We start from the raw sequence: 14,596 nt of genomic DNA on the forward strand, positions 1-14,596 counted from the left end.
CTGCGCAGGGTTCGTCAGGAGAGCGCCAAGCGCGGTGCGCCGGGCGGGCGTAAGGACCGGTCGGGGGTCCGCGGACGAGCGCCCGGTCCCGAACAGGCCACGATGCCGATGAGCGTGATGCCGCGACCGGACGACCCGAAGCTCTGGCCGCAGCGCGAAGGCCTCAAGGCCGCGCTGCAATACCCCGGCATTGCGGGAACCATCTTCGATTCACTACCCGAGGACTGCTTTACCGACCCCTCCTACGAGCGGATCCGCGCGGCGATCGCAGAATCGGGCGGTTGCGCGGCCGGACTCAGTGGCGTGCAGTGGACCGGCACCGTCACCCACCGCATCGACGACCCTGCGGTGGCGTCGTTGGTGACCGAGCTGGCCGTGGAATCGATGGCGGTCGAGGAGTCGGGGATCCCGCGGTACATCGCCAGCGTGCTCGCGCGGCTGCAGGAAGTGTGGGTGGGCGCCCAGATCGCCGATATCAAGTCACGGCTGCGGCGGATGGCACCGGGCGACGATCCGGACGGCTACAACGCGGTGTTCGGTGACCTCGTCGCCCTGGAGTCCTACCGCCGCAGCCTCCTGGAACAGGACTGAACCGCCGCCCGTGCGTGGCGGGCGGCGGCACAGAAGATCAGAACGCGCGGAAGGTGACCGGGGTCTTGGTGTCCTGGGTGCGGTCGGGCACACCGTGCGCCGACAGCGTACGGATCGAGCAGCGGTTCACCTTGCAGTTGATCTTGCCCGACACGGCCTTCACCTTGATTCGGGTGGTGAACTTGCCGCCACGGATCTCGTTGGGCTTGAGCCACTTGGTCTCACCGAACGAGCCCTGCTTGGTGGGGCCGTACTTGTTGTCCTGCGCCAGGCCGACATAGATACCGAAGTTCTTGCCGGAGAAGTTCTTACCGCTGACCGTGATCCACTCACCGTTCGGGTTGAGATTGCGGGTCTTGGACACGGTCACGCTCGCGTGAGGTGCGGCACCGGCCGGCGAATCGACGGCGGTGGTTCCGCCGAGTGTGATACCCGCGGCGAGAACCGCAGCGCCGGCCCGGCGTGCGGGAGTGAAGGAAGTGTGCATGTAGCGAAGGCTACGCTCACCGCTTCGGCGATTTCCACCCGTCCGGACGAACTCACAGCGCCAACGCCGGACTTGCCGGAGATGTGGAATACGGGGCGAGAGACGTCCTCGCCGACTACCGAGGATCGAATGACCACCCGCGTGGTCCCGAACGCCCGGCGGGCGACGAGGATGTCGTCACCGGCTGCTTACGCGGCCCGAGAGGACCGGATTCCCGGGCGAAGCTCCTCCGGAAACATCGGCCGATGGGGATCATTCGAGTTGTAGACGCAGCCCCCGGCATAGGTGTGTCGGCCTGGACACTGATCGGGGGTCGGGCGGACTTTGCCCCAGATGTGTCTGATCGGTGCGGTCATATTGCCTCCCTCCACAAGGAAACTGGTTGCCCGGGCGGGACATTCACCAGTCCTGTCAGTGTGCGGTGCTCCGCGACCCCTCGCTCGACGAGCCGGGTGATCTCACGCGCCGCCCCAAACTGAGGTATGGATCACAGGGGAGGGGGAGTACGTGCGAAGTCGTCGGCACCGCATCCGGTAGTGTGTCGATGCCTGGGGAGTTAGCTCAGTTGGTTAGAGCCGTCGACTCATAATCGATTGGTCGCGGGTTCAAGCCCCGCACTCCCCACCATCTACCAGGCAAAACGTCCCTTCCCTCGGTGTGAAAACCGGGGGAAGGGCACGTTTAAGGCACGAATATAGCGAGGAATCGGCCGGATTCGAGCGGACGGACCAGCGTCTACGCGCTGCGGCCCAGGTAGTTGTAGACCGACTGGCGGGTGATGCCGTACTCGCGGGCCAGCGCCGCTACCGACTCCCCCGCGGTGTGGCGAGCACGAAGTTCGGTGGCCTGCTGGTCGTCGAGGGTGGCCTTGCGGCCCTTGTACTTGCCGGCGGCCTTGGCGACCGCGATTCCCTCAGCTTGGCGTTCGCGGATCATGGCGAGTTCGAACTCGGCGACCGCACCGAGCATGGTCAGCAGCATCTTGTTCATGGGGTTGTCGTCGCCGGTGAACACCAGTCCTTGGGTGATGACTTCGACGCGTACACCGCGGCCGGTCAGGTCGGTGACGATGTGGCGTAGGTCGTCGACGTTGCGGCCCAGGCGGTCGAGGGAGTGCACCACCACGGTGTCACCGTCGCGGACGAAGCGCAGCATCTCGGCAAGCTGCGGTCGGTTGCGGTCCTTGCCGCTGGCCTTGTCGACGAACAGGCGATCGACGGTGATGCCGTCGAGCTGGCGCGCTTCGTTCTGGTCGACGGTGCTGACTCGCTTGTAGCCGATGCGGGTGCCGGTCATCGTGGGGTTCTCCTGCGGGTCGAGGTCTCGGGGTGAGGGAGTGCGACGGGCCGGGGGTGGTGGTTTCCCCCGGCCGGGGCCGGCTACCGGATGCGGTAGCCGGTGCCCAGTCCGTCGTTGATCTCGCGGAGTCGGGCGATGGCGTCGGCTGCGTCGACGGCCATGATCGAGGCGTCGTACTCGGAGCCGTTGACGGCGTCGGTGTAGGCGAGGCGGAAGTAGGTCAGCTTGGTGGTCATTCGGTGCTCCCTCAGTAGTGACTGTCAAAGTAGACTCTATGGCGTCTACTTGAATGTGTCAAACAATCCACTTTCCGGCCCTATTTTGCTGGGGCGATGGGTGTCGGCGAGGGTGTCAACTTGGGAATACCCCACATTGACACCGCGCGTGTTCGAACACCGCCTCGGCGACGGCACGCGCGCGGCTGCGGATCTCCCCCGGATGCTCGCCCCGTCCCGACCACCAACACCAGGCGGTCGAGGCATCGGCCGGCAACTGCACACGGATCGAGGGCGACGGCGTCACCGGGGCAGGTGGTCGAGGGTGCGGCCCGTGCGGGTGAGGGCGGGATCTTGAGGCGACTGCGGAAATTCCGCAGTCGGACGTGCGGCCCGTGCGGGTGAGGGCGGGATCCCGTTCGTTCGACTGGGGAAATTCCCCAGTCGGTGCGGCCCGTGCGGGTGAGGGCGGGATCAGGGAGCGGGGTGTCACCAATTGGTGACATCGGTGCGGCCCGTGCGGGTGAGGGCGGGATTGATGTGCAGTGGTTTCACTTGGGTGAGGTCCAGGCCCCAGGAAACACACACCACCGACACACGAAAGGTGCGACCGGGCGCAGATTTGCGCCCGGATACGACGATGCCCCGGCACCTGGTGTCCAACTTGGACACCGAAGGGGCCGGTCAGTCGTCGTGGTCGAGGTCGTCGAGGGTGAGCCCGGTTCGTATGCCGGCGATGAACGCGTGACCCTCGGGGGTGGTCGTCATGTCGTCGAGCGCGTCGAGCAACCTGGTCGGCTGGTCGGGTGCGTGTGCTGGTGTGGTCATCGGCTGGTCTCCTCGGCCGTCGTATTGAGTGGTAGTGGTTTGACGCGGCGCCCGGTGTTCGGTGGTAGTGGGTCGGTCGGCGGGTCCTGTCCTGAGTGGTAGTGGTCTGACTTTCGGCGCGTTGTGGGTTTCGGTCACAGGGTGTTTCGGGCGTTGTCGGCGGCTTCTCGTAGGCCGGTTCGTAGGTCGATGCCGGCGGTGTCGGCGACGTCGAGGATGGGGGCGAGCACACACCGCACCAGCAAGCTCAGGGCGGCGGCGCACAGGTAGCCGAACTCGTCCGGGTCGCGGGTGCCGTGCCAACGCTCCACCACCTTGTCGAGGGCATCGTCGTCACCGGCTTGCTCGGCGAGGTCGTACATGAACTTGGTGGCGTCGCCTTGCAGCTGGTCGACGTCGACGATGCCGGAGGGTTGGCCGTCGGTGTCGGTGATCACCACCAGGTCGGGCATGGTCTGTCCGGCGCCGTGCATGGTGATGTCGGTGCGGTGGCCGGTGGTGTCTTCGCTGTAGAGGGTGATGCCGTCGTGGCGTGCCCAGTAGGCGAGGACGTCGAGCATGTTGGGTGTGGTGTTGCCGGTGGCGGCCTCGTAGTGCTGGCGTCGCCGGATGCCGGCGGCTTGCACTGAGCCGGGTAGGTCGGTGGGGTCGCCGAATGTGTCGCACCCGAACAGCAGGCGCAGCGCGGCACGGTTGAGCTGGGGTTCGCCGTCGAGGTCGCGGATGATGGCGGGTTCGGGTTTGCGGTACGGGTTGGTCATGCTCAGGTTCTCCCTTGCTGTGGTGAAGGTCACGAAAATTGGTGTCGGTTTTGTGGGTGAGGGGTGCAACGGTGCTGGTCAGTCGGTGAACGACAGTCCCTGCGGATGCTCGCTCATCGGTTGGTCTCCTGGTCTGCGGTGCTGGTCTGGTGGAGCTGGCACGGTGCGCCGGGCGCGTCGACCACCAGACGGCAGGGGCGGCCCTTGCGGGTGGGGCGGCCGCACAGCAGCGGTACGGCGGCGATGCGGGCTTTGAACTCGTCGGGTAGCTCACCCTCGTCTTCGTGTGTGGGCCAGCGGTCGCCGGTGTCGTCGGACGGTCCGCGGCGCATGAGTTCGCGGTCAACGATCCATAGGTCGGTGTCGCCGTCGGTGTCGAGGCTGGCGGCGAGGTAGTAGCCGGCTGCGCCGTCGTCGTCGAGGGGCACGGCGGTGCCGGGGATCAGGAGGAGTCGTTCAGCGTCGCTGATCGGCTGCGGATCAGTCATCGTTCGGTCTCCTCGGGGGTGAGTGCGTAGGTGCGGAGCGGTAATCCTCGGGGCATCCCCTCGCGGCGGGCCGCTGTGACGGTGATCTGTTCGTCGGCGGTCATCTGTTCGAGGACGGCCACGACTTGCTGACTGGTGAGGTTTCGGTGGTCGCCGTTGACGCTGTAGCCGCGGGCGGTGGCGACCAACCGCGAATGCTCCATCGGCCCGTTGCGTAGCCGTTTGAGGATGCGGCCGGGAAGGGCGTTCAGGGCGGTTTGCTCGGCGGTCGCACTGACCGGTTCCGTGTGAGCGACCTCACTGAATGCGGTTGGTACTGTCCCCTTTTCGGGTACACGCTGTACCTCGGGTACAGCGTGTCTGACCTGCGGTTTTGGGGGCTGTACCTCGGGTACAGCGTGTACCTGTGAAAGTCGGTATCTCTTGCCGTTCGCGACCTCTACCGTGACGATGTCGCCGACCGCTTCGAGCTCGGCGAGTGCCGCGGTGAACTGGTCCCGAATGTCGGCCTTGAGCTTGGGCCGTAGGTCTCGTGAAGCGAGTTCGCCGTCACGTTCGAGCCACCGGAGAACCGCGGCCTTGGCCCGTTCGAGGCGTCGTTCGGCGATGATCTCCTCACCCATCGCCCGACTGATGGCGCGGTCCCGAACCTTCTTCTTCGCGGCCCGGCGCGCTTCGGTGAGCAACCACTCTCGGACCCGATCGGACTCGTCCATGACGACACCGGACAACTCCCAATCGAGAGCCGACACGACGGACCGGCCGTGCATGATGGCGAGGACTCCGGCGACCTTGCAACGCGTAAGCATGGCGTGCCCGTCGAGAGCGTCGGATTCGCCTCGCTGGCGGGCAAGGTGGGCGCCGATGATCTGTTCGCGGATCTCGGGCGGGCCGTAGACGATCTCCACGACATCGTGCTCGGCCCTCCACGATGGTGCTGTGGTGTCGAGGGGGTCAGGATCTCCACCACCGTCGGCCGGCATGTCCGGGTCGGTGGTGAGGAACCACAGGAATCGTTGCGGAGTCCCACCGGTGGTGTCATCGAACAGGACACCGGTGTGCCCGGGTTGCCCACCAACGGACAGGCACAGGCGGTAGCTGTGCGGATCGACGCGCCGTGAAGTCGCCGAAGACGCGCCTTTGCTCCCCAGCCGTTCCCCCATCGCTGCGGCCTTGAGGGTGGCGAGGATGGTGTTTCCCTGCCGTTGGGCGAGTCCGGTCAGAGTGTCGATCTCGGGGACGCTCACGATGGCGCGAGTGATCCGGTCGTCGTCCTTCGGTGGGGTGAACAGGGCGGCGATGCCTTCACCGGACCCGATGCCTTCCTCGTGGATCTCGGTAGGCCAGGCGAGGCGGGCAACCTTGTCACTGATGCCCTTGCCACCACCGGACGCGGACACGAACGCGGCCATGAGGTTCAGCGATGCGCGGTCCCCGATGACGCCGGGCAACTGGACCTCGGGGCCGGTGGATGCGGCTACGCGGAGCATGACGGCACCGAACACGGCCCACGGCGCGGCGTACCGGGCACGTGCCCACTGCCGAATGGTCTTGAGCTGGTCGGTCTGGTCGAAAAAGTCGTCACGGTTCACGGTGCCGTCGGCGGTGTCGGTCATCTCGGGCTGTGGCCTTCCATCTGAGTCGGGGGTCGAGGTTGCCGGGGCATCTTCCGGGCCGTCGTCTGCCGACGATTGCGCTGCGCGGGCGGCGTGCTGGGCAGCCAGCTCGTCGAGGATGCTGCGGGCGCGTTCGGCTTGGCCGCGGGCCTTGTTCGCCTTCTGCCGTTGCTTACGGGTCGTGGTCGGTGCGCTCATGCGGCCTTCCTTCGGGCGCTGATGATGGTCTTGTCGATCTGCCGGTCATCGAGGCCGGCCGCTGCGGCTGCGGCAGCGAGCGCGGCGAACGTCACCTCGTCCGCTCCCTGCTCGGTGCACCGGCACGCAGCCCAGAACAGGAACCCGTTGCGGTTCCCCTCGGGCTGGGTGGCCATGCGGGTAATCACCTCGTCGAACCGACGCTGAGAACGTGTCTGGCTGCGCGGGATGCTCGCCTTCACTGGGGTAGGTCGAGGTGGTGAGACACGCTCGGCAAGGTGCGCGGGTAGTGGCGCGGCCGGTTCCTCGCTCAACCACTCGTAGCGGTTGCCGCTGGGATGGATCGACGGCGGTGCCACCAGGTAGCCGGTGTGGGTTTTGATGTCGATGCCGTCGGTATCGGCGAGCATCCCGCGGGTGGGACCGTTCCAGCGGAACCACACGTGCCAGCCACCACCACCGGTGGCGGCGATGCGGGTTGGTGGGATACCGCCCAGCTCGTCGAGGCGGCCTCCGTGGCGGGGGTCGACGTCGAGGACGATGTAGCCGGCCGCGGGCCTGATGCCGACGTTGTAGAGCACGTCGGCGCGCCACCAGCTGCGGATGACATCGGGGTCACAGGTGGCGTCGTTGTGGCCGTGGCGGACGAGTCGACCGACTGGCGCTTTGCCGGGGCACTCTTTGCGGTCCGGTTCGTGTGGCCCATCGCAGAGGCATCGTGCGGGTTCGAGCGGTAGGACGGGCATCCCGCGGCGGGCGTACGAGAGTGCGGCGTCAAGCATGTGCTGTGTGAGGCTCACCCGGTGGCCTCCATCATGCGGCGGCGGCAGACAGGGCCTACAGCTCGCGCTACGGACCGTTCAGCGGTCAGCGGGTGGCGGCAGACGGTGCAGCGGCAGGCCAACGTGTAGCCCAGCTCGGCGGCACTGGCCCGTAGTTCGTGGAGCTGGCGGGCGAGGTCATCACCAGCTTGTAGAATTGCTGTGTCCTTCACCCGGATGTTGCCCCGTCGACCTTCCCCCGGTCGGCGGGGTGTGTTGTTGCCGCTCATGCGGTCTGTGCCTCCATCCAGGCATCCACGTCGGACCGGCGGTAACGAATCCACCGGGAAGAGATGAGTAGGTGTTTGGGTCCGGTCCCTGCCTTGCGCCACCGTCGGACGGCTTCAAGACCGAACCCGGACAGGTCGGCGAACTGTTCCTCGGTCAGCAATTGGTTGGGGTCTGGTGCGGTGGTCGGTGCGGACCTGCGGGCGGCCATTCGTGTTCTCCTCGGTCGGGACAATCGAGCTGGCATGAGTAGATGTGTAGGGGGTGCAACGGCCGGGCGAGCTGGCTGTGACCAGCGGTTACGTGATGCGGTGGTGGTGGTGCCCCGGCGAGGTCTCGAATCCTCGCTCACTACCGATTGCGCGGCCGGGGCTGATCGAACAGTCGGGGGTTACTCCCCGTCGGGGTTGCGGTGCGCCAACGTCACCCGCAACGCAGACACCAGCAGGCGAGTCCAATCGTCGGGAGTGAAGTTGTAGCCGGTGACCTGCCCGTACCGGTCGGGCAGATCCAGCCACACTTGCCCGTCGGACACGCTGATGGTGGCCGTGCCGGTCGAGGTCATGGCGGTGGTGTCACCGGCGAGGTCAACAGCACGCACAGTCTCGTGAATCAGTTCGGTCATGATGTGAATGTCCTTGTCGTGGAAGTGATTAGGGCGACGATGTCGGCGGCCTTGCGGATGCCGTCAGCCAGTTGCAGCGCGTCGGCCTGGTCGAACGTGGTGTTGCGGTCGAGGTCGAGGCACACCACCGGCCGGCAACCGAACTCGGTGGACACGGACACCCATGAGGCGCCGACGGTGGCGACCAGGATGTACCCCTGGTCTGCGGTCGGTTCGTAGGTCACCGTCCGGTCCCCTTCGGCACACCGAAGTACCGGCCGCCGGCGGTCTGCCCGTAAACGAGGGTGGCCTCGTTGATCTCGGCTTCGGCGTTCTCGGCCGGTGTCTGGCAGTCGGGGCACAGGTACCCGACGATGCGCCCGGCCTTGAACGTCGCATTCCACGCGTTCGGGGCGGCCGGGTTACGCAGACGCCGTTTGCAGCGATCACAGCGGATCGTGGTGCTCATACGGTCACCACCGACGCGTCAACGATCTGCCCGACGGTCACCATGCTGATGTCGTCGAGCACCGATTCCCACGCCGCGGCAGCAACGAGAAGTGTTGCGCGGCCACGGATACCGACCATGACGACGTGCTCGTCGTGGTCGCCGACATAGCGCCAGGTGCGCAGGATCGGGGCGCCGTCGTCGTCGCGCCACTCATACAGCGGCTGGTCCTCGCGGTGGGCGGCCAGCATGTCCAGAACCGCACGCCACGGCATGACCGGGATGGCCGGGGTGGTGTCGGTGTACAGCTCGATGCGGATACCGGCGGCCGCGATGGTCCCGGCCGGGGCGTGCGAGATGTAGACCATCGGGCCGGCGAGCAGTGGTTGCACCATCGTGATGGCGGCGCCGGTAAAATCACTCATTGATCCTGTCCCTTCTTGTGGGGGTTGGGGTTGGTGGCCTCAGCGGGTTCTTGGTCGGATGCGCTGAGGCCGTTCCTATCTCGGTCTGTGGGCCGGGTGAACCGGGCGGGGCCGTTGTACTCGTCCAGGCCCAGGCCGGTGTCCGCGTGCGCCACCAGAGCGGCATAGCGGTCGATCACGGGGTGTGCTCGCTCTCCTGCGGCTGTTCGTGCAACCGGTGCTCGGCCTCGTAGTGGTCAGCGACCCGTTCGAGGCGTGCGGCGATCTTCATGATGGTGTCGCCGGTGACGGTGGCGGACAGTTGCCGGCACACGTCGGTGATCGCGTCGAGTTCGGCGAGCATCTGCTCGGGACCGGTCAGCGGGGCGAGGTCGAGTTCGGTTGCGCGGCCAGTGATCCCGGTAGCACGTTCAACCTCGCACACGATCTGGTCGACGTCCTTACGTACCTGGTCGCCCAGTGCGTCGAGGCGAGCGAGAAGCCGTTCGAGGTTGCGGCCGCTCACGCGGCACCGCCTTCGGTCTGCCGGGTGATGTACTCGTTGATCTGTTCGTCGGTGGAGAACCGGCGGTCGAGGACCTTCACGGAGCCGAGTTCGCCGGAGTACCAGAGTTTGAACACGGAGGACCGGCCGATGCCGCCCAGGCGTTCGCCGGTGGCCTTCCAGTCGTGGAGCGTGGGGGTCATGCGCGGAACCAACTTTCTGTGTATGAGATACGCAAGAGCTTGGCGATTCGCTCTAGTTTGCGTGAGCCGTCCAAGTAGTAGCACGACGCGCCATAGCTGCGCAACGACCACGCGCGTTCGGCGTAGTCTGCGTGGTTATGACTCAGTGGAACCATGAACTCGTGGCGAGGATCGCGGCAGAGGTCCGACGATGCCGTGATGAGCGGAAGCTCTCGGCGGCGAAACTGTCAGACCGTACCGACGAACTTGGAATGCGGATCACGCGAACTGTGATCGCGGACCTTGAAAACGGGCGAAAGAAGACACTAGACATATCCGAACTCGTCATTCTCGCTCGGGCACTGAATGTGCCACCGGTGCAATTGATCTACCCAGACCTGCCGGACGGTGAAGTAGAGGTATCGCCGGATGACAATTTGCGTTCAATCTCTGCACTGCAATGGTTTTCGGGTGAACGTGCAGAGCCGAACGATGCCGTGGACGGATACGTCGGCGGCGGCAAAGAATCATCGAACTATACGGTTTACCTTGCGCGCATGTTGCAATATACAACCGTCGATCTAATCCGTTCCCGGAAATTCTTGCGTTCCGAACTTGACAGGCCGCTACATATCCCGGATGAGGACGAACTTTCGTCGCTACAACGGATGGTTGACGTATCGCGTGGGCAGCTCGTCAGAATCGCATCACTCATCATCGCCAGCGGCGGCACCATCGACTTGGACCGCCTTCCTGCCGACGCACGTGAAGCGATCAAGGCCGGCGATGGGCAGGGGTAGACCACGGCTCAAGATCGGCGAGCACGGCAAGATCACCCGCTACCCACAACCCGACGGCCGATACCTCGCCCGATGCCGCGTACGCGACGCAGACGGCGAAGTCCGGTACGCGAAAGCGATCACACCGGCCGGTGTCGTCGACAAGTACGGCGACAAGGCGGAAGCGGCGCTACGGGCTGCGCTCGCGGTACGGCAACCACCAGGCGCCGGCGAACTCACCACCGACACACGACTCGGTGACCTCCTGGACCGGCACATCACGCGCATCGAGGTGGAGAGCGAGACCAGCGGGAAACCGTCACCGAAAACGGTGGACACCTACCGGTACGCGGTGAAGGCCGCGAAACCGTTCCTCGGTGCGGTGCGGTGCGTGTCGGCGAGGCCACACCGCGGGTACTCACCGATGCGTTGGCCGGCATACAGCGGGCGAACGGTGACACCAGGGCAAGACAGGTGCGGGGCCTGCTCAAGACCGTGCTGACCGACGCTGTGCTCGCCGGGGTGATCGCACAGAACCCGGTGGGTCAGCTCGCCACGATGAAGCGGACCAGGGCACCGGCCGGGGGAGCGCCCGCGGTGGACACGGCAACGATGGTGCGTGTGTTCAAGCGGGTGAGCACGTCGGCATACTGCCGGCGCAAGGATCTGCGTGACGTGGTGCTCGTGCTCATGGGGACCGGTGCGCGGATCTCCGAAGTCCTCGCGCTGCGGTGGTCCGACGTGGACCTCGGCGCCGCAACGATCACGTTCTCGGGACGGGTGACGACGGCGGTAGGGAAGGGGACGGTACGCCTGGACGGGCTCAAGAACGGCGACCAGGCGCGGACGGTGGCCGTCCCGGTGTGGTTGGCCGCTGCGCTCACCGCTCGTGCCGTCGGTGTCGAGGTCGACGCGAAGGTGTTTCCGTCGGCGGTAGGGACGTGGAGGGACACGAACAACACAGCGAGGCTCTGGCGGGAGTGGCGCGGATCAAGCGGCCTGGACATTGACGCGGTGTCGTCGCACTCGTGGCGGCGGACGCTGGCCACGGTGATCGACGATGCGGGGCTATCGGCGCGGGTTGCTGCGGACCAGCTCGGGCACACGAAGGTGTCGATGACTCAGGATGTGTACATGGCGCGCAAGCGGGTCCATCGTGCGGTGGCGGATGCGCTGGGGTCCGTCGTCGAGGGCACGAATAAGGCACGAATATAGCGGGACTCGCACCGTATTCACACACGCTGGTGTGAACGCAAACGGTACGGGATCGGTTGAGGGTCAACATGATACGGACACGCCCGAACTGGCGCGTATAGGCTGGGCATAATCGATTGGTCGCGGGTTCAAGCCCCGCACTCCCCACCATCTACCAGCGGTTATGCCAGTCGCCCCGGTCCGAAAGCCGGGGCGACTGACCGTTTATTCACCGCTTATAGCGCGTACGCGCAAAGAGGTCGCCCGGTAACACCGCGCCAGGAGAGCGCCCGGTGACCAGTGGTCCATCCTGGGAGTAGCGAGCCGGGCTGGAGGTATCGCAGCCGATCGGGGTGGGCTACTGATCCGGAAAATGGCCCTGAACTGGTGTTTTGTTGTCTGGAGTATCCATAGGCTAGAGTCATCACTCGGTTCAGGTGACACCGGCGAGAGCCGCGGGTGACCAGAGCCGCAGCAGTCCTCCATAGCTCAATTGGCAGAGCATTCGACTGTTAATCGAACGGTTGCTGGTTCGAGTCCAGCTGGAGGAGCATAAGAAAGGCCCCTCACCTGCACAAGCAGGTGAGGGGCTGATTTCGTGTGCAGGGCCGAGCCATCGTGGTTTACCCACCGAGCGAGAGCCTATGGCGCCGTGTCCCGGACGCCATCAACCGGTGGCACCAGCGGCGTCGATTGGGAACGGCAGCTTGGCCGCGTCGACGAACCCGTGCACCAGCACCTCCGAACCCACATTGGTGGCGGTGGTGCCGTTGGCGCGGATCACCCGGCAATCGGCGAACAGAATCCCGGCCGCGACCTCGGTGCCATCCGAGGCCGCCGGCTTGTAGGGACCGGCCTTGCCGGTGGCGGTGACGATCCCGACCACGGTCCCGGACGGGATGTACCCGTTCGGGTAGTGCGTGGCCGGGGTGAACTTGGCGACATCCAGGGTGACGCCGGGGGTGTAGTCGGTGCCGTGCGGGGACAGCAGCCACCGCCGGTCACCGACCTGATAGGTCGTCTCCTGCAACGAAATATCGGTTGCCACAACGAACCTCCTTGATCTGTTACGAATTCTTTCCGAAACGCTTGTGCGCCTCGGCCAAACCCAGCGCCGCACCCGTGTTGGCCGGTGGCTGGTTGTTGCCGCTTTGACCCCACTGCCGCGAGGTGCCCGACTGCGTGGTGCTGGCGAAGGTCGCCAGATGCGCGCGCAGGCCGGCGGTGTCGAACGTGCCGGACTCGTCGAGGAACTTGGCCGCATCGGTCATCGCCAGCACCGCCTTCTGCTGCGCCTCCGGTAGACCCGAACCGGCGACTGTGGCCTCCAGGAGCTGGCCGGCCATCTCGGCGCGCACCCTGGCCTCGGTCGTCGCGGTCGCCTCGGCGCTCGCCTGGTCACGGGCGTCGGCGATCGCCTTGTCCGCGGCCGAGAGCTGCTCACGTTCGAGCTCGGCCACCCGATCGGCCGCCGCTCTGGCCGCTTCGGGGGTGATGCCGCCGAACTTCTTGAGCTGCTCGGCCTTACGCCGATCGTGGTGCTTGAAGTAGGCCAGCTGCTGCTCGACCGTCATCTCCGCAATCGGCGTGTCCGCGGGGAACCCACGATCAGCCGGAGGCTGACCGTCGCCCTGCTCACCGGCCGGCGGCGCACCGCTGGCGGGGTCACCGTCGTGGTCGGGGCTGGCGCCGATGACGGGCCAGATAGGACCACGCTTGGAGAAACCGATCGCCCGAACACCGGTCACCGGATGAATCGGAAACGCTTGGGGCATAACAACAACTCCTCATGTCGAGGGGGATGAACAACGGGATGCCCGATGACGGGCGACAGCCCCCACCCTGAGCAGGGGAGGGGAAGACTTGGGTAGATTTGCGAGAACCCCGCACCCTCAGAAGGTTGCGGGGTTCTCGATCTGTCGTATTCCTACGATGTCGCCGCGTGACGCTTACGCAGCGCGCGGATCTTCGTCAATAGCTCTTCTGTCGAGCGTGAATCTGGTCGGAGCATTCTGCGTGCCAGGTCTTCAACTTCGTCCGCGACGGCAGGGGCGAGCTGCGCACCGTGCTTGGTGGCGATATTGACCGACGCGATGAACTCAAGAAGATTGTCACCGTATCGAGGGGCACGAGAGACGCCCGCAGCGTCGAACAGCGCCCGGGTGGCTTCGATACAGTCCATGCATTGATCCTACGCCTTCCTGGGCTCCCAATTGTCCAGGAACCATAGGTCAAGGTCTACGAGCCCACCATCCCTACCGCGTTTGTCGTTACGTCTCACGTTGTCGCCATTCACCGGGTAGATCGTTCGAGGGGTTCCCCATCGGTCAATCGCGACGTCTACGACCATGCGATTACCGCCGTAGTCGACCAACCCTCGAAAGACGTATGACTCGTACTCGTCGTCAAACCTTGCCATCGAGTAGTTTGCGAGCACAGAATCTTGAACTGCTTGCAGGTCTTCCAGCGTGTCGACTGAAACGGGAAACTTGGAAGCGTCTGGAATTCGCGACTTGTGATGGTGTCCGCCGCCGCCAGTGCCGTCGGTCCCCTTGAAATGTTCATAGTCATTGCCTCCGAGCTCCCTGACATCTGCACGCCGGAACGGTACCCAGTCGGGGAAATCACGCTCTGACGGATCGTCAAACCCGGTCCGATCACTGCCGTTCCCGTCATCACCACCCCCGCCACCACCGGCGGTCTGCCCGCTGCGGCGATCAGTGTCGTCATCTCGCGGCGGCTGCGGCGGCGGCACGCTCGACTTCCGAGGCATTGCGCCGGGCGACGGACGACCGGTGCTCACCCCAGACGCCGTGAGGTCATTCACACCTTGCCAGGTGGTGGGGGTGGCAGGGATCGAACCTGCCATGCTCACGCGCCGGATTTACAGTCCGGATGACGCACCAGCGTCGTCACCCCCGGAAAGCTAGAAACGCAGGGCCCCGCTC

Annotated in this window: 24 protein-coding genes, 3 tRNA genes and 1 pseudogene; 6 read left to right on the forward strand and 22 right to left on the reverse strand. The window is 65.5% G+C overall.

What is annotated here, in order from left to right; genetic code table 11:
• Positions 1-591: pseudogene (locus KDB67_RS04015) on the forward strand (DNA primase); the annotation flags it as partial.
• Between the two features lie 37 nt (positions 592-628).
• Here the strand turns inward: KDB67_RS04015 and KDB67_RS04020 are convergent.
• Positions 629-1,078, reverse strand: coding sequence for a hypothetical protein (locus KDB67_RS04020; RefSeq protein ID WP_291012698.1), 450 nt, complete (start codon positions 1,076-1,078; stop codon positions 629-631).
• A gap of 550 nt (positions 1,079-1,628) precedes the next feature.
• On the opposite strand from KDB67_RS04020, the gene KDB67_RS04025 reads away from it, so the two are divergent.
• Positions 1,629-1,705 (forward strand) — tRNA-Ile (locus tag KDB67_RS04025).
• Positions 1,706-1,813: 108 nt separating this feature from the next.
• On the opposite strand, the gene KDB67_RS04030 is transcribed toward KDB67_RS04025, so the two are convergent.
• The 16 genes from KDB67_RS04030 to KDB67_RS04100 form a co-directional block, all read right to left on the reverse strand.
• Positions 1,814-2,374, reverse strand: a complete 561-nt coding sequence (locus KDB67_RS04030) for a recombinase family protein (protein WP_291012701.1) — start codon at positions 2,372-2,374, stop codon at positions 1,814-1,816.
• Positions 2,375-2,457: 83 nt separating this feature from the next.
• On the reverse strand, positions 2,458-2,613 hold the full coding sequence (locus KDB67_RS04035; protein ID WP_291012703.1) for a hypothetical protein: 156 nt from the start codon (positions 2,611-2,613) through the stop codon (positions 2,458-2,460).
• A gap of 663 nt (positions 2,614-3,276) precedes the next feature.
• Positions 3,277-3,420 (reverse strand): hypothetical protein, encoded by a 144-nt coding sequence (locus KDB67_RS04040; protein WP_291012705.1) that lies wholly within the window; start codon positions 3,418-3,420, stop codon positions 3,277-3,279.
• Between the two features lie 134 nt (positions 3,421-3,554).
• Positions 3,555-4,214 carry a hypothetical protein gene (locus tag KDB67_RS04045; RefSeq protein WP_291012707.1) on the reverse strand — a complete coding sequence of 220 codons (660 nt, stop codon included), beginning with the start codon at positions 4,212-4,214 and terminating at the stop codon, positions 3,555-3,557.
• Between the two features lie 80 nt (positions 4,215-4,294).
• A complete protein-coding gene (locus tag KDB67_RS04050) occupies positions 4,295-4,669 on the reverse strand; it encodes a hypothetical protein (protein ID WP_291012710.1) in 375 nt (124 codons plus the stop codon).
• Positions 4,666-6,483, reverse strand: coding sequence for a hypothetical protein (locus KDB67_RS04055; RefSeq protein ID WP_291012712.1), 1,818 nt, complete (start codon positions 6,481-6,483; stop codon positions 4,666-4,668). The genes KDB67_RS04050 and KDB67_RS04055 overlap by 4 nt, the downstream gene beginning before the upstream one ends.
• Positions 6,480-7,283 carry a bifunctional DNA primase/polymerase gene (locus tag KDB67_RS04060; protein WP_291012714.1) on the reverse strand — a complete coding sequence of 268 codons (804 nt, stop codon included), beginning with the start codon at positions 7,281-7,283 and terminating at the stop codon, positions 6,480-6,482. The genes KDB67_RS04055 and KDB67_RS04060 overlap by 4 nt, the downstream gene beginning before the upstream one ends.
• Positions 7,280-7,534, reverse strand: a complete 255-nt coding sequence (locus KDB67_RS22345; protein ID WP_366851754.1) for a DUF6011 domain-containing protein — start codon at positions 7,532-7,534, stop codon at positions 7,280-7,282. Before KDB67_RS22345 ends, KDB67_RS04060 begins: the two co-directional genes overlap by 4 nt.
• Positions 7,531-7,743, reverse strand: a complete 213-nt coding sequence (locus tag KDB67_RS04065) for a helix-turn-helix domain-containing protein (RefSeq protein WP_291012716.1) — start codon at positions 7,741-7,743, stop codon at positions 7,531-7,533. The genes KDB67_RS22345 and KDB67_RS04065 overlap by 4 nt, the downstream gene beginning before the upstream one ends.
• Before the next feature lie 180 nt (positions 7,744-7,923).
• On the reverse strand, positions 7,924-8,157 hold the full coding sequence (locus KDB67_RS04070) for a hypothetical protein (RefSeq protein ID WP_291012718.1): 234 nt from the start codon (positions 8,155-8,157) through the stop codon (positions 7,924-7,926).
• Positions 8,154-8,381 carry a hypothetical protein gene (locus KDB67_RS04075; protein WP_291012720.1) on the reverse strand — a complete coding sequence of 76 codons (228 nt, stop codon included), beginning with the start codon at positions 8,379-8,381 and terminating at the stop codon, positions 8,154-8,156. Before KDB67_RS04075 ends, KDB67_RS04070 begins: the two co-directional genes overlap by 4 nt.
• Positions 8,378-8,605, reverse strand: a complete 228-nt coding sequence (locus KDB67_RS04080) for a hypothetical protein (RefSeq protein ID WP_291012722.1) — start codon at positions 8,603-8,605, stop codon at positions 8,378-8,380. The genes KDB67_RS04075 and KDB67_RS04080 overlap by 4 nt, the downstream gene beginning before the upstream one ends.
• On the reverse strand, positions 8,602-9,009 hold the full coding sequence (locus KDB67_RS04085; protein ID WP_291012724.1) for a hypothetical protein: 408 nt from the start codon (positions 9,007-9,009) through the stop codon (positions 8,602-8,604). The genes KDB67_RS04080 and KDB67_RS04085 overlap by 4 nt, the downstream gene beginning before the upstream one ends.
• Positions 9,006-9,188 carry a hypothetical protein gene (locus KDB67_RS04090; protein WP_291012727.1) on the reverse strand — a complete coding sequence of 61 codons (183 nt, stop codon included), beginning with the start codon at positions 9,186-9,188 and terminating at the stop codon, positions 9,006-9,008. Before KDB67_RS04090 ends, KDB67_RS04085 begins: the two co-directional genes overlap by 4 nt.
• On the reverse strand, positions 9,185-9,514 hold the full coding sequence (locus KDB67_RS04095; protein WP_291012730.1) for a hypothetical protein: 330 nt from the start codon (positions 9,512-9,514) through the stop codon (positions 9,185-9,187). The genes KDB67_RS04090 and KDB67_RS04095 overlap by 4 nt, the downstream gene beginning before the upstream one ends.
• Positions 9,511-9,696, reverse strand: coding sequence for a hypothetical protein (locus KDB67_RS04100; protein WP_291012732.1), 186 nt, complete (start codon positions 9,694-9,696; stop codon positions 9,511-9,513). Before KDB67_RS04100 ends, KDB67_RS04095 begins: the two co-directional genes overlap by 4 nt.
• A gap of 137 nt (positions 9,697-9,833) precedes the next feature.
• Here KDB67_RS04100 and KDB67_RS04105 point away from each other — a divergent pair, with 137 nt between their 5' ends.
• The 4 genes from KDB67_RS04105 (at position 9,834) to KDB67_RS04120 (ending at position 12,199) form a co-directional block, all read left to right on the forward strand.
• A complete protein-coding gene (locus KDB67_RS04105; RefSeq protein ID WP_291012734.1) occupies positions 9,834-10,475 on the forward strand; it encodes a helix-turn-helix transcriptional regulator in 642 nt (213 codons plus the stop codon).
• Positions 10,462-10,956, forward strand: a complete 495-nt coding sequence (locus KDB67_RS04110; RefSeq protein ID WP_291012737.1) for a hypothetical protein — start codon at positions 10,462-10,464, stop codon at positions 10,954-10,956. The genes KDB67_RS04105 and KDB67_RS04110 overlap by 14 nt, the downstream gene beginning before the upstream one ends.
• Entirely contained in the window at positions 10,929-11,669 is a 741-nt protein-coding gene (locus tag KDB67_RS04115) for a site-specific integrase (RefSeq protein ID WP_291012739.1), read from the forward strand. Before KDB67_RS04110 ends, KDB67_RS04115 begins: the two co-directional genes overlap by 28 nt.
• Before the next feature lie 457 nt (positions 11,670-12,126).
• Positions 12,127-12,199: transfer RNA gene (locus KDB67_RS04120), tRNA-Asn, on the forward strand.
• 116 nt (positions 12,200-12,315) lie between these two features.
• Here KDB67_RS04120 and KDB67_RS04125 read toward each other — a convergent pair.
• The 5 genes from KDB67_RS04125 to KDB67_RS04145 form a co-directional block, all read right to left on the reverse strand.
• Positions 12,316-12,696, reverse strand: a complete 381-nt coding sequence (locus KDB67_RS04125; protein WP_291012741.1) for a head decoration protein — start codon at positions 12,694-12,696, stop codon at positions 12,316-12,318.
• A 19-nt stretch (positions 12,697-12,715) separates the two neighbouring features.
• Entirely contained in the window at positions 12,716-13,423 is a 708-nt protein-coding gene (locus tag KDB67_RS04130) for a hypothetical protein (RefSeq protein ID WP_291012743.1), read from the reverse strand.
• Positions 13,424-13,575: 152 nt separating this feature from the next.
• Positions 13,576-13,830, reverse strand: a complete 255-nt coding sequence (locus KDB67_RS04135; protein ID WP_291012746.1) for a hypothetical protein — start codon at positions 13,828-13,830, stop codon at positions 13,576-13,578.
• Positions 13,831-13,839: 9 nt separating this feature from the next.
• Complete coding sequence (locus tag KDB67_RS04140; RefSeq protein WP_291012749.1) at positions 13,840-14,523, reverse strand: hypothetical protein; 684 nt, start codon at positions 14,521-14,523, stop codon at positions 13,840-13,842.
• Positions 14,487-14,568, reverse strand: a tRNA-Tyr gene (locus tag KDB67_RS04145). The genes KDB67_RS04140 and KDB67_RS04145 overlap by 37 nt, the downstream gene beginning before the upstream one ends.
• Between the last annotated feature and the right edge of the window lie 28 nt (positions 14,569-14,596).

Origin of the sequence: Gordonia sp. (in: high G+C Gram-positive bacteria), assembly GCF_020438995.1 — a bacterium.
Classification (GTDB): Bacteria; Actinomycetota; Actinomycetes; order Mycobacteriales; family Mycobacteriaceae; genus Gordonia.